The following is a 20,385-nucleotide window of genomic DNA, read 5'->3' on the forward strand; positions in this document are numbered from 1 at the left end:
CTCTCCGGGGTCGGAGCCGGCCTGCCGGCCGGTCTCGCTGCGCATGCTGCGTCCTGGGTCACGACCAGGTGGTGCACGAAGGCTAGGGGAGCCCGCGGAAGCGGGTCAAACGAATTACGAGAACTTCCCGAGAAAAGATGAACTCGCAGGTCAGCGGCGCGTCAGGCGTCGACGGCCTCCAGTACGCCGGCGCCGTAGAGCTCCAGCTTGCGGGCCCCCACACCGGGCAGCGCGGACAGCTCCCGCAGCGACCTCGGCCGCGTCTCGGCGATCGCCTGCAGCGTCGCGTCGGTGAAGACGACGTAGGCCGGCACCGAGGCCTCCTGGGCGGTGGCGCTGCGCCACGCCCGGAGCCGTTCGAACAGCTCGCCGGCCTCCCCCTCCAGCACCACCTTCGGGCGCTTGGCCGGCCGCCGGGGAGCCGCCGGGAGGTCAGGGGTCAGCCCCTCGAGGAACCGGCTGCGCGGCCGGGACCGCCGCCCCCCGGGGTTGCGGGCCAGCGACCAGGACAGGTTCAGCTGCTCGCGCGCCCGGGTGACGGCGACGTAGAGCAGCCGCCGCTCCTCCTCCACCGACCCCGGGCGGGACAGCGACTGGGCGATGGGGACGACGCCGTCCACCAGCCCGACCACGAACACCGCGTCCCACTCCAGGCCCTTGGCGGCGTGCATGGACGCGAGCGTGACCCCCTGCACCGTGGGCGCGTGCTGCGCGTTGGCGCGCTCGGCGAGGTGGGCGACGAAGCCGGCCAGGTCGAGGCCGGGCTGCTCGGCCACCAGGTCGACGGCCAGGTCGACCAGCGCGGCCAGCGACTGCCAGCGGTCCCGGGCCGCGCCCCCGGCCGGCGGCAGGTGCTCGGCCCAGCCGGTCGAGGCCAGCACGTCGCGGACGGTGGGCACCAGCGCGCCGGCCTCGTGGCCGCCGGCGGCCGCGCCGCGCAGGAGGAGCACCGCCTCGCGCACCTCGGGCCGTTCGAAGAACCGCTCGCCGCCCTTGAGCACGTAGGGGACGCCGACGTCGGTCAGCGCGTTCTCGTAGACCTCCGACTGGGCGTTGATCCGGAACAGCACGGCGATCTCGCTGGCGGGCATCCCCTCGTCGATGAGCTGCCGGCACGCCCGGGCGACCGCGGCCGCCTCGGTGGGCTCGTCGGGGTGCTCGGCGAACCGGGGCGCCGGGCCTTCCGGGCGCTGGCCGAGCAGGCGCAGCCCGGGCAGCCCGCGCCGCAGCGGCGCCTGCCCGATCAGCTTGTTCGCCAGCGCGACGACCTGGGGCGTGGAGCGGTAGTCGCGCTCCAGCTTGACCACCTCCGCGTCGGGATACCGGTCGGCGAAGCCGAGCAGGTGGTCGGGGTCGGCGCCGGTGAAGGTGTAGATGGTCTGGTTGGGGTCACCGACGACGCAGACCTCCACCCGCCCGCCCAGCCAGGCGTCGAGCAGCCGCTGCTGCAGCGGGTTGACGTCCTGGTACTCGTCGACGACGAAGTGGCGGTACTGCGCGCGGACCTCGCGGGCGACGTCGTCGTGCTCCTCGATCGCGTAGGCGGTGACCAGCAGGAGGTCCTCGAAGTCCAGGACGCCGTCCCGCTGCTTGGCCGCCTCGTAGCTGCGGTACACCTCGGCCACGGCCGCGGCGTCGAAGGGGAGCTCCCGGCCGGCCGCCGCGGCCCGGGCCGGGTAGTCCTCGGGCGTGGCCAGCGTGGTCTTGGCCCACTCCACCTCGCTGGCGAGGTCGCGCAGGCTGGTGCGGTCGGTGCTCAGCCGGTGCCGGGACGCCGCGCCGGCGACGAGCCGCAGCTTGTTCTCGACCAGGCCGGGCATCGGACCGCCCAGCACCCGCGGCGCGAAGTAGCGCAGCTGGCGCATCGCGGCGGCGTGGAAGGTGCGGGCCTGGACACCGCCGACCCCGAGCGCCTGCAACCGCCCCCGCAGCTCCCCCGCCGCGCGGGCGGTGAACGTCACGGCCAGCACCTGCTCGGGGACGTACTCACCGAGGTGCACGCCGTACGCGATGCGGTGCGTGATGGTGCGGGTCTTGCCGGTGCCCGCGCCGGCGAGGATGCACACCGGTCCGCGCACCGCCGACGCGGCGGCCCGCTGCTCGTCGTCCAGCCCGGCGAGCACCGCCTCCGCCCCCGTCAGCGCCGCCCCGTCCACCCGTCCTGCTGTCCCCGGCGTCCCCACGTCCCCGATCCTCCCAGCCCGGGCCGACGACCCGGGGGAAGCATCCCCAGGCGATGGGTGTTGCCCTCAACTGACGAGCCCCGTGGCGCCTCCTCCTCCCTGGGGTGGTCGGCCCGGGGTGGAACGAGGGAGGATCCACCCGATGAGCGCCTCAGCGTCCACGGTGACCATGTACACGACCGACTGGTGCGGCTACTGCTTCCGGCTGAAGAAGCTGATGCAGCGCGAGTCGATCGACTTCGCCGAGGTGAACATCGAGCACGACGCGCAGGCCGCCGATCTGGTGATGCGCGCCAACGGTGGGAACCGGACGGTGCCGACCCTCCTCTTCGCCGACGGCACCGCGCTCACCAACCCGACCATCGACCAGGTCAAGGCCCAGATCGAGCAGCTCTCCGGCGCGTGATCCCGGACCCGCGGCCCCCAGCGGGTCATGATCCCCCGTAACGGGGGCCGCGGGGGTGCCCCGTCCGACACGTCGCCGGTACTGGGAGAGGGTGTGATGGACGCCTTCGCGGACCCCGCACGCCCGGACGTCCCCGCCGACCTCCTGCGCACCCCCGGCGGGCTGCCCGCCGCGCTCGTCGTCCGCAGCCATCGCGGCTGGACCGTGCTGGGCCCCGACGGCCCGGTGGACGCCCGGACCTCCGGTGCGGCGCTCGACGGGCTGTCGCTGGTCGAGGCGATGACCCTCGCCGACCTCGTGGCCGAGGAGCTCGGCGCGCACCCCGAGCCGGGTCGCCAAGCCCGCCGGGCCGCTCGCGGCTCGGCCACCGTGGCGGGTCCGGACGACGACCCCGGGGCCGCCGAGCTCGCCGAGCTGCGCCGGACCGTCGGCCAGCTCGAGCACGCCCTCGCCGCCCGCGTCTCGATCGAGCGGGCCATCGGCGTGCTCGCCGAGCGGCACCGCACCACGCCCCGCGTCGCCTTCGAGGAGCTGCGCCGCCGCGCCCGCTCCCAGGGCCGCCCCGCCCAGGAGCTGGCCGCGGAGGTGCTCGAGACGCTGTCCGGACCCGTTCCGGACGAACCCCCGGCACCCGTCCCCGGCCCGCTGCCGGAGGCGCCGCGCGTCGTCCGCCCGCGGCCGAGCCGGGTGCCGTCGGCGGACGGCGCCGTCCCGGAGACGTACAGCTGAGTCCACCGGTCCCGCTCTCCCCGGCCGCCCTCGCCGACCGGCTGGCCGGGCTGCTCGCCGACGTCCCGCCGGCGCCGGGGGCCGCGGCGCTCCGGGTCGCCGTCGACGGGCCCGACCTGCCCGTCCCCCCGGGCGGCACCGGGCCGCACGCGCTCGCCGCGGCGCTGGCCGATCGGCTGCCCGTGCACAGCCGGCCAGCGGTCGTCGTGCCGGTGGAGGGCTTCTACCGGCCGGCGTCGCTGCGGCTGGAGCACGGCCGCACCGATCCCGACGCGCGCTACACCGACTGGCTCGACACCGCCGCGCTCGCCCGCGAGGTGCTCGACCGCAGCGGGCCGCAGGGGCCGGGCGAGTACCTGCCGGCGCTGTGGGACCTCGCCCGCGACCGCGCGGCCCGGGAGAGCTACCGGCCGGTGCCGCCGGGCGCGGTCCTGCTCGTGCCGGGGTCGCTGCTGCAGGGGCTGGGACTGGCCTTCGACGTCGTCGTGCACCTGCGGGTGGGCCCGCAGGCGCGCCGCCGCCGGATGCCCGCGGACCGCGCCTGGGAGCTGCCGGCGTTCGACCGCTACGACGCCGAGGTCGACCCGGTGGCGCTCGCGGACGCCGTCGTCCTGGCCGACCACGCCGACCGCCCCGCCCTCGTCCTGCAAGGGAGATTCCTGTAGGCCCCGCTGCAGGGGCCCGCCACGAGCCTGCGAGTGGTGGGGGGCAGCGGGGTCCTTCAGCAGAGGTCGCCGGCGGCCCAGCGGTCGATGATGTGCCGGGCGATGGACACCGCGGGCGGCAGCGCCCGCGGGCCGGTGCCGGCGCGCAGCTCCTCCCGGCTGAACCAACGCGCCTCCTCGATCTCGTCCTCGTCGACGCGCAGGTCGGTGCCGACGGCCCGGGCGACGAACCCGAACATCAGGGACTGCGGGAACGGCCACGGCTGGCTGGCGACGTACCGGACGTCGGTGACCTCGAGCCCGACCTCCTCGGCGACCTCGCGGGCGACCGCGGCCTCCGCCGACTCCCCCGGCTCCACGAAGCCGGCCAGGATGGAGAACCGGCCGGCCGGCCAGACCGCCTGCCGGCCGAGCACGCACCGGTCGCCGCCGTCGTGCACGAGCATGATCACGGCGGGGTCGGTGCGCGGGAAGACCTCGACCCCGCTCTCGGGGTCGCGCTGCACCCAGCCGGCCCGCTCGACCGTGGTGCGGGCGCCGGTGAGCGGGCTGAACCGGTTGCGCTCGTGCCACTCGACCATCGCGACCGCCTCGGCCAGCAGCCCGGCGTCCAGGTCGCCGAGCGCGCCGCCCACCTCCCGCAGGCCGGCCCAGCGGTCCACCGTCCGGCCGGGGACGCCGACCCCCTGGGGCGTGCGGACCGCGGCGTACGCGACGCCGTCGGCCCGCCCCAGGTAGATGCCGCCCTCGGGGAAGTCCGCCCGCTCGTCGTAGACCAGCTCCGGACCGGCCCCGCCCTCCCGCACCGGCACGGTGCGGCGCTCGTCGACCAGCAGCACCCGCACCGGCCGGCCCTCGGCCGGGTCGGGCAGCGACCGGGCCAGGTGGCCCCGGTCGTGCCCGGTGCGCGACAGCAGCGGGACGTCGGTCGTCCGCCCGACCCGCCGGTCCTCGGGCCAGTCCCCACGGGCCGCCGGGGGCGGGTTGTCGGCCGGGGTGCTCCCGCCCGCCGGGACGCTCACGTCGTCAGCGGGACGGCGGGGGCGGTGACCTCGACCGGTCCCAGCGCACCGAGCGGCACGGCGATCTGCGCGGCGTCCCCCACCACGACCGCGGTGAGACCGGCCGGGGCGAGCCAGCGCCGGGAGGCCTCGGTGACCTCCTCGACCCCGACCGCGGCCAGGGCCCGCTGGTGGTCGGCCAGCCACTCGGCCGAGAGGCCGGCACCGAACAGCGAGGACAGCGTGCTGGCCAGCCCGGCGTGCGTGGCGGTGCGGAGGGCGAGGCTGCCCAGCAGGTACCGCCGAGCGGACTCCAGCTCCGCCGCGGAGACCGGGGTGAGGGCCATCCGGCCCAGCTCGTACCAGGTCTCCAGCAGAGCCGGTCCGGTCACGGCGGTGGCGACGTCGGCGTCCACGGTGAACGAGGAGCCGCCGCGCAGGTGCTCGACGGAGCTTCGCGGGCTGTAGGTGTAGCCGCGCCGCTCGCGGATGTTCTCCACCAGCCGGGAGGAGAAGTAGCCGCCGAAGACCATGCCGGCCAGCCGGGCCGCGGGCAGCTCCGGATCGGTGCGCCCCGGGGCGGGGCCGCCGAGCCGGATGTTGGACTGCACCGCGCCGGGCCGGTCGACGACCTGCAGCGCGCCCGGCTCGAGGGCCGGGACGGGCGCGGCGGTGACGGCACTGCCCTCCGCCGTCCAGCCGGTCAGCGCACCGGCGACCGCGTCGGCGGCGGCCGCGGGGTCCACCTCGCCGACCAGGACCAGCGTGCTGCCCGCCGGCAGCACCCGGTCGCGGTGCAGCTTGCGCAGCGCGGCCGGGGTGACGCCGGCGACCAGGTCGGCGTCGGGCAGCTGCTGCGCGTAGGGGTGCGAGCCGTACAGCCGGGCGGCCAGCGCGGTGCGGGCGATCACCCCGGGCTGCGACCGCGCGATGCGCAGCCGCTCGACCACGCGGGACCGCTCGGCGTCGACCTGCGGCGCGGCGTAGGCCGGCCGGCTCAGCAGCTCGGCGAGCACGCCGAGGACGGCGCCGAGCCCCTCGGGCAGCAGGGTGGTGCTGAACTGCAGCCGGTCGGCGTTCGCGGAGACCGAGAGCTCGGCGCCCTGGGCCTGCAGCAGCTGGGCGATCTCCAGCTGGTCGTGCGTGCCCGCGCCCAGCAGCAGCGCCCCGGTCAGCACGGAGGTGCGCGCCACGTGGGCGGGGGCGGAGCGCCCTGAGGACGCGGCGAAGGGCACCCGCAGCCGGAGCTCCACGAGCGGAACACCCGGCCGGGGCACGACGACCAGGCGCAGCCCGCTGGGCAGCGAGGTCTCGTGCACCTGCGGGACCGCGGCCGGGCGGGACTCGCCCAGCGGCGGGACGAGGGACAGGTCGAGCACGGGTGCGGTCATCGGGCGGCTCCGGTCGCGCGCAGCTCCAGGACGGCGGCGGTGTCCCGGGAGAGCCCGCCGGCCGCCGCCTGCACCTGCTCGGGGGTGACCGTGGCCAGCCGGGCGGCCAGCTCCCCGGCCAGCTCGGCCCGGCCGTGGACCAGCTCGGCGGCGGCGAACCCCAGCGTGCGACCCAGCACCGAGTCGGCCTGGCGCAGCAGCTGCGCTTCGGCCCGGGCCTGCACCCGGGCGAGCTCGTCGGCGCCGACGCCGTCGGTCGCCAGCCGGTCGATCTCCTCCTGGACGGCGTCCAGCACCTTGTCCACCGGCACCTCCGCAGGGTGGTGCACCTGGGCGACCAGGAGGGTGGCGTCCCGGACGTCGAAGGGGTCGCCGAACAGGCCGAGGTAGCTGTGCTGCGCCACGGCGAGCCGGTCGGTGTGCAGCAGCCGGCGCTCCAGCCGGGAGGCGTCGCCCTCGCTGAGCACCTCGTTGAGCAGCACGGTGCCGAGGTAGGTGTCCAGGTCGCCCACCGGGTCGGGCACCCGCCAGCCGACGGCGACGGCCGGCGCGGGGGCCAGGGCGTCCTCGACGACGCCGCGGCGGACCGTGGTCGGCGAGGGCTCGCCGGTGTTCGGGACCGGCGGGGCCGGGCGGGCCGGCACGGGGTCGAACCACCGACGCACCAGGACCTCGGTCTGCGCCGGGTCCAGGTCGCCGCCGATGCACAGCACCGCGTTCGCGGGGGTGTAGTAGCGGTCGAAGAAGTCCTGGGCGTCATCCACCGTCGAGGACTCCAGGTCGACGAAGGACCCGTAGCCGTCGTGGGTGTTGGCGAAGCTCTCGAAGGCGATCGGCGGCAGCTGCAGCCAGGGGAAGGCGCCGTAGGGCCGGTTGAGCACGTTGACCCGGATCTCCTCCTTCACCACGTCGATCTGGTTGCGGAGGTTCTCCTCGGTGATCGCCGGGGCGGCCATCCGGTCCGCCTCGAGGAACAGCGCGCGCTCCAGCGCCTCGGCGGGCAGCGCCTGGTAGTAGTTCGTGTAGTCCTGGTGCGTCGAGCCGTTGAAGGTGCCGCCGGCGGCCTGGACCAGCCGGGCGTGCTCCATCTTCGGGACGTGCGCCGAGCCCTGGAACATCATGTGCTCGAACAGGTGCGCGAACCCGGTGCGGCCCGGTGGCTCCGAGCGCATGCCGACGTCGTAGAAGACGCTGACGGCGACGACGGGGACGCTCCGGTCGGGGGCGAGGACGACCCGCAGCCCGTTGTCGAGCGTGAACCGCTCCACCGGGTGCCGCAGGGTCAGTGGGGCTGTCACGGGACCGACCCTAACCGCGCCGCGAGGCCCGTCGCCGCCCGGTTCCCCGATCAGATCAGCTGGACGTCGGCCAGCACGCGGTCGATCACGCCGTACAGCTCGGCGTGCGTGTTCGGGATCGAGAGGTAGAGCAGCGCGGGCGCCGGCCGGCCGACGTCGACGAGCAGCAGGGCCGCCCGCTCCCCCGTCGAGTCGTAGCCCGCGACGTCCCAGGAGAGGTCGAACTCGTGGACCCAGCCGGCGGCGCCGTCCACGGTGACCGCCTCGTCCCGGCGGACGGTGCGCTCGTTCGGCGTCGGGTAGTGCGCCGCGCGGACGTAGTCCGCGATCGCGGTGGTGGTCGCCTGCAGGCTCTCCGGGCCGCTCCACCCGAAGCCCTCCCCCAGCGGCCCGGACGTGCACTGGGCGATGAACACGTCGAAGCCGTCGGGGAGGTCCTCCTGGGTGACGAAGTACTGCCCCGCCGTCTCGGTGGTCTCCAGCTGCGGCCCGCGGTCCCACTCGTACCAGCCGTCGCCGAGGAAGGGGTAGGAGATGCCGGCGGGCTCGTCGAAGATGCGCACCGTCCCGGGCGGGAAGGTGGGGCCGGCCTGGGTCGGCGGCACCTGGAGCGGCGGGTCCGCCACCTCCTCCGTCGATCCGCCGGACAGCACGCCGGCGAGCACCAGGACGGCGACCAGCAGCAGCGCACCGAGCCCGGCGACCCACGGCCACCGGCGCCGGCGGCGGGGCTGCTCCGGTGCGCCCCCGCCCCACTGCTCCCCCTGCGGTGCCGCCGTCGGCTGGAAGGGGGCGCCGACCTCGACGCCGGGGCCGACCGGGGTGGTCACGTCCGACCAGGTCATCCCGTTCCACCAGCGGACCAGGCCCGGCGCTCCGTCGGGGTCGGGGTACCAGCCGGGCGCCGGAGCGCCCTGCGGCCCGCTCACCGTCGCCGTCCGGTGCCCCGCCGCCGGCGCAGGACGGCGGCGGCCAGGACGGCGAGCAGCGCGGCGGCGCCGGCGAGCACGGGCGGACGCGGCGCCGGTGCCGGGTCGCCGGTCGTCGCCGCGGCACCGTCCGGGGGCCGGGCGACCTCGACGCCGCTGAGCGCCAGCGCAGCGCGGGCGGCAGCGGCCATGCCGCCGGCGGAGGTCCAGCGCTGCTCGGGGTCGGCGGCCAGACCGCGCTGCACCACGCCGTCCAGCTCCGGGGGCAGCCCTTGGCGCAGCGCCGAGGGCGCCGGCGGGCCGGCGCCGTCCCCGGGTCGCGCACCGGTGAGCAGCTCGAACAGCAGGCCGGCCAGCGCGTGCACGTCGGCGCGGGCGTCTCCGGGCCCACCTCCGGCGAGCTCGGGGGCCGGGTGCTCGGGGTCCCGCCCGGCGCCCGGCGCGGTCCCGAGGTCGGCCAGCAGAACGGCGTCCCCGTCCGCGCCGGTCGGCCGGGCCCTGACCAGCACGCTCGAGGCACCGACGTCCCGGTGCACGAGGCCCGCGGCGTGGACGACGTCGAGCGCGCGGGCCAGCTGACCGACCACGTCGACGGCGCGCGCCGGGTCGAACGGACCGGTGCGGGCGAGCACGTCCGCCAGGTGCTCCCCCTCGACCAGCTCGGTGGCGACGAACAGCCGGCCGCCGACGTCGCCGTACCGGTGCACGCGGACCAGGTGCGGCTCGGTCAGCCGCAGGACGACGGGCAGCTCGCGGAGGAACCGCTCCCGCCGGCCGGGCCGCGGCGCCAGCACCCGGAGGGCGACGTCCCGGCCGAGCGCGGGGTCGTGCGCCCGGACCAGCTGGTCGGTGTCGCCGTCCTGGAGGACGTCCAGCAGCCGGTAGCCGCCGAACCTCCCGTGCCCGCCTCCGTCCCCCGCCACGGGATCAGCGCGGGAACGGGACGGTGGCGAGCTCCCGCCACAGATGGGCGGCCGCCTCCGCGCCCCGGTGCAGCATGGGCAGCAGCACCCGCTCGTTGGGCGAGTGGATGCGGTCGGTGGGCAGCATGGCGCCCAGGAAGACCAGCGGCGCGCCGAGGATGCCGGCGAGGTCGGCCTCCGGGCCGCTGCCGCCCTCGCGGGTGAACAGCACCTCGCCGGGGTCGGTGTCGAAGGCCTGCGCGATCGACCGCAGCAGCGCGTCCATGGCCGGGTGGTCCAGGTCGCTGGCGCAGGGCGCGACACCGCCGGGCGGGACGTGCACGTCGGCCTCCATGCCGGCGGGCAGGTTCGCGGCCACCCAGGCGCGCACCTGGTCGCCGAGGTCGGCCGGCGCCTGGTCGGCGACCAGCCGGAAGCTGATCTTGGCGTGCGCCTCGGCGGGCACGATGGTCTTGTGGCCGGGGCCGGTGTAGCCGCCCCACATGCCGTTGACCTCAGCGGTCGGCCGGGCGCCGATCCGTTCCAGGGTGCTGAAGCCCGCCTCGCCGCTGGCGACCCGGGACGCCGCCGGGCCGGCCAGCCAGGCCTGCTCGTCGAAGGGCACCCGGCCCATCAGGTCGCGCTCCCGGTCGGTGAGCGGGCGCACCTCGTCGTAGAAGCCGGGCAGGGTGACCCGGCCGTCAGCGTCGTGCAGGCCGGCGAGCAGGGTGGCCAGGGCGTGCAGCGGGTTGGGGACGCCGCCGCCGAAGGACCCCGAGTGGAGGTCCACCCGCGGCCCGCGCAGCGTGATCTCCGCGCCGGCGAGCCCGCGCATGGCGGTGACCGCGCTGGGCACGTCGGGGGCGGCCATGCCCGTGTCGCTGACCACGACGACGTCGCAGGCGAGCCGGTCGGCGTGCGTGCGGAGCAGGTCGGCGAAGTGGGGTGAGCCGGACTCCTCCTCGCCCTCCACGATCAGCTTGACGGTGACCGCGGGGGTGTCCCGGCCGGTCGCAGCGAGGTGGGCGCGCATGCCGAGCAGGTGGAAGGCGACGTTGCCCTTGTCGTCGCTCGCGCCGCGGCCGTGCAGCTCCGGCCCGTCGGGCCCCTCGACCAGGGTCGGCTCGAACGGCGGGTGCTCCCACAGCGTCACCGGGTCGACCGGCTGGACGTCGTGGTGCCCGTAGACCAGGGCGACGGGGGCGCCGGCGTCGGCCGACGGCCACTCGGCGAACACGGCCGGGGCACCGGCGGTCTCCCAGACCTCGACGGTCGGGAACCCGGTGCGCCGCAGCGCCTCCGCGAGCCACTCCGCGCTGGCCCGCACGTCCGGGGCGTGCGCCGGGTCGGCGGAGATCGACGGGATGCGCAACCAGGCGTCGAGGTCGGCGTGCAGGTCGTCGCGGTGGGCGGTGACGAAGTCGCGTTCGGCGCTGCTGCTCACGGTCCTGACCGTATCTCCCGGCGCCGCGCGGCCCGGGCGGGGACCGGGCTACGTTGCGTGCATGGGCGTGGGGATGCTGCAGGTGGACGTCGGCGACCTGACCTTCGACGTCCGGACCGACGGGCCCGAGGACGGGCCGCCCGTGCTCCTGCTGCACGGGTTCCCGGAGACCTCGCTGTCCTGGTCGGCGGTGACGCCGCTGCTCGCCCAGGCCGGGCTGCGCACGTACGCGCCCGACCAGCTCGGCTACTCCCCCGGCGCCCGCCCGCCCGACGTCGACGCCTACGCGCTGCCCAACCTGGTCCAGGTCACCGCCGATCTGATGACCGCGCTGGACGTGCCGGTGGCGCACGTCGTCGGGCACGACTGGGGCGCGGTCGTGGCGTGGGGCCTGGCCGCCTGGCACCCGGACCGGGTGCGCACGCTGACCGCGGTCTCGGTGCCGCACCCCACCGCGTACACGCTGGCCTACCGGGGCGATCCGGAGCAGAAGGAGCGGTCGAGCTACATCGCGCTGTTCCGGCAGGAGGGCAGGGCCGAGGAGGCGCTGCTGGCCGACGACGCCCGGCGGCTGCGCCGGGTGCTGGAGGCGCCCGGGGTGCCGGCGGAGGCGGTCGACGCCTACGTCGCCCAGCTGTCCGCACCGGGCGCGCTGACCGCGGCGCTGAACTGGTACCGCGCGATGGGGTCGGGCACCCACGTCGACCCGGTGGACGTGCCCACCACCTACGTGTGGAGCGACGGCGACGTCGCCGTGGGCCGCACCGCCGCCGAGGCGTGCGCGGACCAGGTGACCGCCGACTACCGCTTCGTGGAGCTGTCCGGGATCACGCACTGGGTGCCCGAGCAGGCCCCCGAGCAGCTGGCGCGCACCGTGCTGGACCGGATCGCCTCCGCCGGGGCGCTCACGCCCTGACGTGCACCCGCGACCCCGGGTACGGAGGGGCGCCGGGGCATTGCCGGGCGGGGCCGCGTGCTGTCAGCATCCCCGGTCGAGTGCCCGGCGATTCGCTGCGGTGCCGGTTGATGGGGATGGACGCCATGACGCGACCCCGCCTGATCGTCCTCTGTTGCACTGTCGCGCTGCTCCCGCTGGCCGGGTGCGGGGGTGGTGACGAGCCGAGTGCCGGCGGCGCCCCGACCGGCGCCGAAGCCGAGCTCCCGGCGGACGTCCCGGTCGACGCGGACGTCCCCACCGAGACGCCGGCTGTCGACCCGTGCAGCCTGGTCAGCAACGAGGCGATGGCCGGGATCCTGACCGAGCAGTTCCCCTCCGACGAGGGCGACGTCACCGTGACCTCCCAGCCGCTCGGCGTCCTCGGTACCACCTGCGAGTACTCGTGGACCCGGAGCTCGTGGGGCGAGGGCTCGGGCAAGGAGTTCGCCGTCGCGGTGCTCGCGCCGACCGACCTGGAGTACGCGGCCGCCATCGGCGAGCGCACCCCGATCGACGGCGTCGGCGACGAGGCCTTCGAGGTGTCGGAGAACTACTTCGCGCGCGTGGGCGACACGGTGGTCCACGTCGTGAACCTCGAGACCCCCGAGGCATCGGTCGCGGTGCTCGCCGCGGCTGCCGGCGCTCTGTAGGGACGTCGGGCCGGTCAGCCGGCGCCGGTGACCAGGGCCAGCAGGCCCGCCTCGTCGAGCAGGTCGACCGGGCGCAGCGTCCGGTTGGCCGCGACGTGGTGGAAGCCGGCGCTGACCCGCTCGACCGGCACCCCGGTCAGCCGGGACCAGCCGAGCCGGTAGGCGGCCAGCTGCACCCCGGCCGCGGCCAGCTCGGCCGGGCCGGGGACGGGGCCGGTCTTCCAGTCGATGACCTCGAAGCCGCCCTGCCCGTCGGCGAACACCGCGTCGATCCGCCCCCGCAGGGTCAGGGGACCCAGCGGCGTCTCGAACGGCGCCTCCACGTCGACCGGCTGGCGGTCGGCCCACTCGCTGGCGAGGAAGGCCTCCTGAAGGGCCGTGAACGCCTCGTCGGGGGCCGCCTCCGCGTCGCCGGAGCCGGGGAGCTCGTCGAGGTCGATCAGCCGGGACGTACCGAACCGCTCCTCGAGCCACGCGTGGAACGCCGTTCCCCGGCGGGCCAGCGGCGCCGGGGCGGCGGGCATCGGCCGGCGGAGCCGGCGGGCGAGCTCGCCCGGGTCGCGGCGCAGCGCCACGAGCGCGGACACCGACAGGTGCGGCGGCAGCGGCACGTCGACCACGCCGCGGCCCGCCTCGGCGCGCTCGCGCAGCAGCAGGTCGGCGTCGCGCAGCCAGTCGGCCACCAGGGGGTCGTCGGTGGCGCGCAGCGCCTCGTCGGTGAGCGGGTGCGGCTGCGAGACGGCCACCAGCTCGGCGGCCGCGGACAGGGCCCGCCGGCGGCCGGAGGACAGCGGGTCGGCCGGCCAGGTCCCGACCGGCCACTCGGCCAGCGCGGGGTTCTCGGCGTCGTCGGCCGGCGGCGGCGCCCAGGCGTCGACCACCCCCGCACCGGCCTCGACCGCGTCCTTGACCGCCAGGAGCAGGGACGAGGGGCCGCAGGCGGTCTTGCCGTCCCGCCACCAGCTGCCCGAGCACAGCAGCAGGTGCTTGGCGCGGGTGACCGCGACGTAGCCCAGCCGGATCTCCTCGGCCAGGCCGAAGTCCTTCCACTCGGCGACGTACTCCTCCAGCGCGTCGCGGACCGCGGCCTGGTCCCCGGAGCCGGGCACCGGCAGGTGCAGCCGCGGCAGCTCGGCGCGGTCGGTGAGGCGCAGGTCGACCGGGACGGCGCCGGGGTCGCGGATCCAGGAGTCGGAGGCGTCGGACCTCGCCGGGAACTGGTCCCTGGTCATGCCGGGCACGGCGACGACGTCCCACTCCAGGCCCTTGGCGGAGTGCCCGGTCAGCAGCTGCACCGCCTCCTTGTTCACCGCCACCTCGCCGGGCTCGAGGCCCCGCTCGCGGACCTCGGCGTCGGCGAGGTAGCCGAGGAACGCCGGCAGCGAGGGCAGCTCGGCCAGCTCGGCGAACTCCGCGGCGACCTCGTGCAGGGCGTCCAGGTGGGTGCGCGCGCCGCCGGGCGTCACGTCGGGGTGGCTGGCCAGCTCCGTCTCCAGCCCGAGGGCGCGCACCACCTCGTCGACGAGGTCGGGCAGCGACTCCCCCAGCCGGCCGCGCAGCGAGCCGAGCTCCGCGCCCAGCCGGCGCAGCCGCCGGTACCCCTCGGGCGAGTAGGCCTCGGGCCGGCCGAGGTCGTCCAGCGCCTCGACGATGCTGCCGCGCTCCCGAGGGAGCTCGGGGGTGGGCGCGTCCGCTCCGCCGTCCGGTGCGGGGCGGGCCGAGGAGCGCTCCTTGACCAGCGCCCGTGAGCGGGACTCGAGCGCGGCCAGGTCGCGGGGGCCGATCCGCCACCGGGCGCCGGTGAGCAGCCGGCCCAGCGCGTCACCGGCGCTGGGGTCGACGAGCACCCGCAGGGTGGCCACGACGTCGGACACCTCAGGGACGTCGAGCAGGCCACCGAGCCCGACGACCTCCACCGGCAGCCCGCGCTCGCGGAGGGCGGCCGCGATGCCGGGGAGCTGCGCGCGGCGACGGGCCAGCACCGCGATGGTCGGGCGGTGCCCGTTCGCAGCGGTACCCGTCCAGCACTCCGCGAGCCGGTCGGCCAGCGCGGCGGTCTCCTCGGCCACGGTCTCGTGGAGCCCGACGCGCACCGCCCCGGGACCGGCCACCGGCGAGGGCGTCAGGTCCGGCAGCGGCTGCTCCGGCTCCGGCAGCGCGGCGGCCACGGCGTTGGCCACGGCGAGCACGGCGCGGTCGTTGCGCCAGCTGGTGGACAGGGTCAGCCGCTCCGCCGGCCGGTCGGGGGTGCCCGGGAAGGTCCGGGCGAAGCGCTCGATCGTGCCGGCCGAGGCGCCGCGCCACCCGTAGATCGACTGGCGGGGGTCGCCGACGGCGAGCACCGGGTGCGCGCCCGGGCCGCCGAACAGCGCCTCCAGCATGCGCAGCTGCCCGACGCTGGTGTCCTGGTACTCGTCCAGGAGCACGACCCGCCACCGGGCCCGCTCCCGGCGGCCGACCTCCGGGGAGCTGACCGCCACCCGGGCGGCGAAGGCGACCTGATCGGCGTAGTCGATCGCGCCGGCCGCGCGCTTGCGCGCCTCGAACGCCTCGACCATCGGCAGCAGCGCGGCGCGGGCCCGCTGACGGCCGAGCATCTTCAGCACATCGGCGTAGGGGCCGCGCTTCTTGGGGGCGTCGGGGTAGCCGCGCAGCCGCTGCTCGAAGCGGGTGGTCCAGGCGCGCAGGGCGGCCGGGCTCACGTCGTGCTCGCCCAGCTCGGCGGCGAGCTGCAGGACGTCCTCGGTGGTGGTGACCAGTCCGAGGTTGACGTCGGCCATGTCGCCGGTGTGGGCGGCGACGACGGTGGCCGCCTGGCCCCAGCACATCGCCGGTCCGAGCACGCCCGCGCCGGGCTCGACGCCGATCCGCAGACCGTGCTCGGCGACGATGCTCGCCGCGTAGCCGTGGTAGGTGGCGACCGTGGGCGCGGCGACGGCCAGCCGCTCCCGCAACGCGGGGTCCGTCTGCGGGTGGTCGGCCAGCGCGCCCAGCCGCAGCCGGACCCGCGCGTTCAGCTCGCTGGCCGCCTTGCGGGTGAAGGTGAGCCCGAGCACGGCCTCCGGGGCGACCAGCTGGTTGGCGACCAGCCAGGCAACCCGGGCGGCCATCGTCTCGGTCTTGCCGGAGCCGGCGCCGGCGACGACCACGAGCGGCCGGTCGACCGGCGCGGACACCACGCCGGCCTGCTCCGCGGACGGCGCGTACGTCAGCCCGCAGCGGGTGGCGACCTCGGCCGGCGTGAGCAGCCGCGGCACCTCCGGCCGCCCCGCCGGTTCCAGCCCGGGCAGGTCGAAACTCAGCTGCGTCACGACGCCTCCTCGTTGGCGCTCGTCGGCGCCGCGCCGCGGCGTGCTCGGCTCCTGGGCGACCTCGCGAGCTCGGTCACCTGGTCACCTGCCGGCCGGACTCCTGCATCGGGCAGCTGCGCCGGAACGCGCAGCGCTCGCAGTCGGTGTCGGTGCGCGCGGCGAAGCTGCCGCCGCCCATCCCCTCACCGACCTCGGCGATCAGCCGGCCGGCCCAGGTCTCACGGGGTTCGACGTCGGCCGGCAACGGCGGCTGGTGGTGCTCCTTGGCCGCCTTCTGGGCTCCGCCGACCTGGAGCAGCGCGGCGCCGCCGGGCACGGTGCCGTGCTCGGTGAAGGCGCCCTCGGCCACCGCCACCTGGTAGGCCGCGAGCTGGCCGTGCTCCTCGACGGTGCGCGGCGGCGTCTTGCCGGTCTTCAGGTCGACGACGACCAGCCGGCCGTCGGCGTCGCGCTCCAGCCGGTCGACCTGGCCGCGCAGCCGCGCCCGGCCGACGACCACGTCGAAGTCCTCCTCGGCGGCGATCAGCTCGCGATCACCGCGGGTGTGCCAGGCGACGAACTTCGCCAGCATCTCCTGCGCGCGCTGCCGCTGGCGCTGGTCGAACCACCCCGGGCCGAGGTCGAGGCCGTCCAGCTCGGTGTCGAGCACCGCGGCCGCCTCGGCCGGCGGCAGCCCCTCGGCCACCTGCTGCGCGACGTCGTGCACCGCGGAGCCGACGGTGCGGGTGGCCTCCGGCGCCGCCTCGGCGCCCACGGAGCCCAGCACCCAGCGCAGCGGGCAGCGCTGGAAGGTGTCGATCGCCGAGGGCCGCACCGGGACGACGGCATCCGGGTCGACGAGGGGCGCGTCGTCGGAGAGCGCGGCCAGGCCCCACCAGCCCGCCGGGTCGGCACCGGGGACCCGCTCGTCGGCCAGCCGGCGCAGCACCGCGGCGGCGCTCGCCCGGCGCGGGGCCGGGGTGTGCGGATCGGTGAGCTGCCGGCGCAGCTCGGCCACCAGCGCGGGCAGGGTGAGCTGCCGGGGCAGCGGCGTGTGCGGCCGGGTGCCCTCGGCGCCGGGTGGCGGCGGGGCGACCAGGTCCAGGAAGCGGGACGCCGTCGCACCGGCGTCCCCGCCCTCCAGCGCGCCGTCGACGGCGGTGACGAGCAGCCGGCGGCGGGCCCGGGTGCAGGCGACGTAGAACAGCCGTCGCTCCTCGGCCAGCGCCAGCGTGCGGCGGTCGAGGGTGGCCGGGTCCGTGCCCCCGGCCGCCTCCACGAGGTCCTCGGCACCGAGCAGGCTGGCCCGGGTGCGCAGGTCCGGCCACACGCCCTCCTGCACGCCGGCGACGCAGACCAGGTCCCACTCCAGGCCCTTGGAGGCGTGCGCGGTGAGCAGCCGGACCGACTCGCCGGCCGGTGCGCGGGCGGCGCCGCTGTCACCGGGCAGCTGCTGGGCGACCAGGTGCTGCACGAAGGCGGCCACACCCGCGTGCGGCAGCCGGTCGACGAACCCGGCCGCGGCGTCGAACAGCGCGACGACGGCGTCCAGGTCGCGGTCGGCCACCGCACCGGACGGACCGCCCGCCGCGCTGGCCCGCGCCCAGCGGCCGGCCAGCCCGCTGGCCTGCCACATCGCCCACAGCACGTCCTCGGCCGACCCTCCCCCGGCCAGGCTCACCCGGCCGGCGGCCAGCACCCGGGCCACCCGGTGCGCCGCGCGGGCCACGTGCTCGGGCAGCGCGTCGAGCAGGGTCGCGTCGAAGAGGACCGCGGCCAGCGGCGCGCCGCGCCCAGCCGGGTCCTCGCCGCGGGCGGCCATCGCGCGGCGCGCGGCGCGGCGCAGCCGCCGCAGGTCCAGCACGGTGGCACCGCCGAGCGGGGAGGCGAGCAGCGCCTCGGCTCCCGGCTCGTCCAGCCCGGTCTCACCGGCGACGCCGTCCGGGCCCGGCGCGGCCGGCAGCAGCGCGCCCACGGCGGCGAGGAAGGGCTGGACCGCCGGCTGGGCGGCGAGCGCGACGTCGTCGGCGTTGACCGCGACCGGCACCCCGGCCTGGGTCAGCGCCCGCCGGACCGGGCCCAGGCTCGCGGTGGCCGAGCGCACGACGACCGCCATCTTCGACCACGGCACCCCGTCGAGCAGGTGCGCGCGGCGCATCGTGTCGGCGAGGAACGCGGCCTCCATGGACGGCGAGTCGAAGACGTGCACCTCCGCCGTACCCGGGTCGATGCCCTCCCCGGGGGTGAGCCGGCGGTGCTGCCGCGGGCCGGGCAGCCGCTCGGCCACCCGCCGGCTGACGGCCAGCAGCTCCGCGCCCGAGCGGCGGCAGACGCCGAGGGACACCTGGTCGGCGGGACGGCCGTCGCGGTGCCGGAACCGGGTGGGGAAGTCGGTGATCCCCCGGGGCTCGGCGCCGCGGAACGCGTAGATGGCCTGGTCGGGGTCGCCGACGGCGACGAGGTTGCCCCCGCCGCCAGCCAGCAGCTCCACCAGCTCGACCTGCGCCGGGTCGGTGTCCTGGTACTCGTCGACGAACAGCCAGCCGGCCCGGGCTCGCTCGTCGCGCAGCAGCGCCGGGTCGTCGCGCAGCTCGTCGATCGCCGCGCGGACCAGCTCGGCGGGGTCGTAGCCGCTCGCGCCGCCGCGCGCCGCGGTGGTGAAGGCGGTGACGCCGGCGTACTGGTCGGCGAACGCGGCGGCGGCCTCCCAGTGCGGGAGCCCGCGGGCCCGGCCCCACTCGGCCAGCTGGACGCTGCCGATCCCCCGTTCGGTGGCCCGCAGCAGCAGCTCGCGCAGCTCGTCGCGGAACCCGTCGGTGCCGAGGGCGGCCGCGAGCCCGCCGGGCCACCGCACCGCGCCGTCCTCGTCGGCGTCGCCGCGCAGCAGCTCGGCGACCACGGCGTCCTGCTCGGCGGCGGTGAGCAGCCGGGGGGGCGGCTCGCCGCGCAGCACCGCGGCGCGGCGGAGGACGCCGAACGCGTAGGAGTGGAAGGTGCGGGCCACCGGCTCGCGGATGGTGCGGGCGACCCGCGCGGTGATGCGGGTGCGCAGCTCGACGGCGGCCTTGCGGCTGAAGGTGAGGACGAGCATCCGCTCGGGGTCGACGCCGTCGTCGATCCGGGCGGCGACCGCCTCGACGATCGTCGTCGTCTTGCCGGTGCCCGGGCCGGCGAGCACCAGGAGCGGGCCGCCGGGGTGCCCGACCACGGCCTGCTGGGTCGGGTCGAGGCGCGGCCGCACGAGCGGAACGGCCGCCGGCTGGACCAACCGGTAGACCGGTGCCGCGTCGTCGGTCAGCTGTCTCGTCTGCCCCCGCACCCCTCGATGACACCACGGGGTGCCGACAGTTCCGTCGGCTCCGTCCCGGTTGCCCAGCGAGCTCGCGAGCGGAGGGGAGGACGGGGTCCTTCACCACCGCTCGTCGGGCCAGCCGACCGCGGCCAGGTCCACCCGGGACCCCCGCAGCGGCACGCCCTCGCCGGCCAGCAGCGCGAGCTGGCGGACCCGGACCGGCTCGGCCGCCGTCCCGTCCGCCCGCACGACGCGGTGCCACGGCACCGCCGCGCCGCCGCCCCCGGACAGCGCGCGGGCGACCCGCCGGGGCCCCACCCCGACGAGCCGTCCGATCGCGCCGTAGGTGCTCACCCGGCCCGGCGGGATCCTCTCGACCGCGTCGAAGACGGCCTCGTCGACGTCCTCCGCCGACCGGTCCGCCGGTCCGGGTGCCCGCACCGGCGTCCTCCCGCGCTCAGCCCTGGTAGTCGGAGTTGTCCGTCCACCACTCGTACAGCGCGGCGACGTCCTCCTGGGTGCTGCCCGGCGACCGCACCACGCCCTCGGTGAGGAACTCGTCGTCGGTCCAGGCGATGAGCGCGTTGCCGTCCTCGGTGACCGCGCAGACCACCTGGCCGCCCACGCTGCCGTCCGGGTAGGTCCACTCGCCGGAGCCCATCGCGGTCGCGCAGTCGCCGTCGGCCGGCAGCTCCGGGGTGCCCAGGCCGGCCACGTCGGTGGCGAAGACGTCGTCCAGCGTGGCCTTGTCCGGGTACAGGTAGAAGTCGGCCTGCGCCGGGCCGGGCTGGGTCAGCGCCGCGCCGCAGGAGGCCGCGGCGATGTCGCCGTCCCCGGCCAGCGGCACCTCGGCGCAGTCGGTGAAGTCGAGCGGGAGGGTGGCGACGAACTCCTCGTCGCCGTCGCCACCCGAGCCGGCCGGCGGCGGAGCGGCGGTGAACCCGCCGCCCGAGCTGCCGGACGGCGTGCTCGGCGACGACGACGGAGGTGCACTCGTAGCGCTCCCGGCGGCCGCGTCCTCCTCCGGGTCGCCGCCCAGCGTGAAGAGCAGCACGGCGGCCACGACGGCGAGGACCACGAGGCCGGCGATCAGCGCGATCACCCCGGTGCGCTTCCCGCCGCCCCCGCCGGCCGCACCCGGAGCGCCGGGGCCACCCGGGCCTCCCGGGCCGCCCCAGCCGGTCACGCCGGGCTGCGGCGGCTGGCCGGGGATCCCGAACACCTGGGTGGGCGGCGGCCCGCCCGGCACCGGCGGCTGGCCCCAGCCA

Annotated in this window: 16 protein-coding genes; 5 read left to right on the forward strand and 11 right to left on the reverse strand. The window is 77.1% G+C overall.

Annotated features, from left to right (window positions below; all coding sequences use genetic code 11):
• Window positions 1-161 precede the first annotated feature (161 nt).
• The gene (locus tag HL189_RS20360; protein ID WP_369135550.1) at window positions 162-2,183 is read right to left on the reverse strand and encodes an ATP-dependent DNA helicase UvrD2; all 2,022 of its coding nucleotides are present in this window, start codon (window positions 2,181-2,183) and stop codon (window positions 162-164) included.
• A gap of 142 nt (window positions 2,184-2,325) precedes the next feature.
• Here HL189_RS20360 and HL189_RS20365 point away from each other — a divergent pair, with 142 nt between their 5' ends.
• From HL189_RS20365 to HL189_RS20375, 3 genes are all read left to right on the forward strand, one after another.
• Window positions 2,326-2,589, forward strand: a complete 264-nt coding sequence (locus HL189_RS20365) for a mycoredoxin (protein ID WP_369135551.1) — start codon at window positions 2,326-2,328, stop codon at window positions 2,587-2,589.
• 96 nt (window positions 2,590-2,685) lie between these two features.
• Window positions 2,686-3,318, forward strand: a complete 633-nt coding sequence (locus tag HL189_RS20370) for an ANTAR domain-containing protein (RefSeq protein WP_369135552.1) — start codon at window positions 2,686-2,688, stop codon at window positions 3,316-3,318.
• A 182-nt stretch (window positions 3,319-3,500) separates the two neighbouring features.
• Window positions 3,501-3,983 carry a uridine kinase gene (locus tag HL189_RS20375; RefSeq protein WP_369135553.1) on the forward strand — a complete coding sequence of 161 codons (483 nt, stop codon included), beginning with the start codon at window positions 3,501-3,503 and terminating at the stop codon, window positions 3,981-3,983.
• Window positions 3,984-4,039: 56 nt separating this feature from the next.
• On the opposite strand, the gene nudC is transcribed toward HL189_RS20375, so the two are convergent.
• The 6 genes from nudC to HL189_RS20405 are packed head-to-tail and all read right to left on the reverse strand — an operon-like array spanning window position 4,040 to window position 10,948.
• A complete protein-coding gene (gene nudC, locus HL189_RS20380; protein ID WP_369135554.1) occupies window positions 4,040-5,005 on the reverse strand; it encodes an NAD(+) diphosphatase in 966 nt (321 codons plus the stop codon).
• A complete protein-coding gene (locus HL189_RS20385; RefSeq protein ID WP_369135555.1) occupies window positions 5,002-6,375 on the reverse strand; it encodes a M16 family metallopeptidase in 1,374 nt (457 codons plus the stop codon). The genes nudC and HL189_RS20385 overlap by 4 nt, the downstream gene beginning before the upstream one ends.
• Window positions 6,372-7,673, reverse strand: a complete 1,302-nt coding sequence (locus HL189_RS20390; protein ID WP_369135556.1) for a M16 family metallopeptidase — start codon at window positions 7,671-7,673, stop codon at window positions 6,372-6,374. Before HL189_RS20390 ends, HL189_RS20385 begins: the two co-directional genes overlap by 4 nt.
• Window positions 7,674-7,723: 50 nt before the next feature.
• A complete protein-coding gene (locus tag HL189_RS20395; protein WP_369135557.1) occupies window positions 7,724-8,602 on the reverse strand; it encodes a DUF2510 domain-containing protein in 879 nt (292 codons plus the stop codon).
• Window positions 8,599-9,525 (reverse strand): serine/threonine-protein kinase, encoded by a 927-nt coding sequence (locus HL189_RS20400; RefSeq protein WP_369135558.1) that lies wholly within the window; start codon window positions 9,523-9,525, stop codon window positions 8,599-8,601. Before HL189_RS20400 ends, HL189_RS20395 begins: the two co-directional genes overlap by 4 nt.
• Before the next feature lie 4 nt (window positions 9,526-9,529).
• Window positions 9,530-10,948, reverse strand: a complete 1,419-nt coding sequence (locus HL189_RS20405; protein ID WP_369135559.1) for a M20/M25/M40 family metallo-hydrolase — start codon at window positions 10,946-10,948, stop codon at window positions 9,530-9,532.
• Between the two features lie 61 nt (window positions 10,949-11,009).
• Between HL189_RS20405 and HL189_RS20410 the strand changes: the two genes are divergently transcribed.
• Window positions 11,010-11,864, forward strand: a complete 855-nt coding sequence (locus tag HL189_RS20410) for an alpha/beta fold hydrolase (protein ID WP_369135560.1) — start codon at window positions 11,010-11,012, stop codon at window positions 11,862-11,864.
• A 125-nt stretch (window positions 11,865-11,989) separates the two neighbouring features.
• Window positions 11,990-12,535, forward strand: a complete 546-nt coding sequence (locus tag HL189_RS20415) for a hypothetical protein (protein WP_369135561.1) — start codon at window positions 11,990-11,992, stop codon at window positions 12,533-12,535.
• A 14-nt stretch (window positions 12,536-12,549) separates the two neighbouring features.
• Here the strand turns inward: HL189_RS20415 and HL189_RS20420 are convergent, their stop codons facing one another.
• From HL189_RS20420 to HL189_RS20435, 4 genes are all read right to left on the reverse strand, one after another.
• On the reverse strand, window positions 12,550-15,846 hold the full coding sequence (locus HL189_RS20420) for an ATP-dependent helicase (RefSeq protein WP_369135562.1): 3,297 nt from the start codon (window positions 15,844-15,846) through the stop codon (window positions 12,550-12,552).
• A gap of 73 nt (window positions 15,847-15,919) precedes the next feature.
• Window positions 15,920-19,144 (reverse strand): ATP-dependent helicase, encoded by a 3,225-nt coding sequence (locus HL189_RS20425; RefSeq protein WP_369135563.1) that lies wholly within the window; start codon window positions 19,142-19,144, stop codon window positions 15,920-15,922.
• A gap of 90 nt (window positions 19,145-19,234) precedes the next feature.
• On the reverse strand, window positions 19,235-19,558 hold the full coding sequence (locus HL189_RS20430; RefSeq protein ID WP_369135564.1) for an MGMT family protein: 324 nt from the start codon (window positions 19,556-19,558) through the stop codon (window positions 19,235-19,237).
• A gap of 16 nt (window positions 19,559-19,574) precedes the next feature.
• The gene (locus HL189_RS20435; protein WP_369135565.1) at window positions 19,575-20,339 is read right to left on the reverse strand and encodes a hypothetical protein; all 765 of its coding nucleotides are present in this window, start codon (window positions 20,337-20,339) and stop codon (window positions 19,575-19,577) included.
• Between the last annotated feature and the right edge of the window lie 46 nt (window positions 20,340-20,385).

Source organism: Modestobacter sp. I12A-02662 (genome assembly GCF_041028325.1).
GTDB lineage: Bacteria > Actinomycetota > Actinomycetes > Mycobacteriales > Geodermatophilaceae > Modestobacter.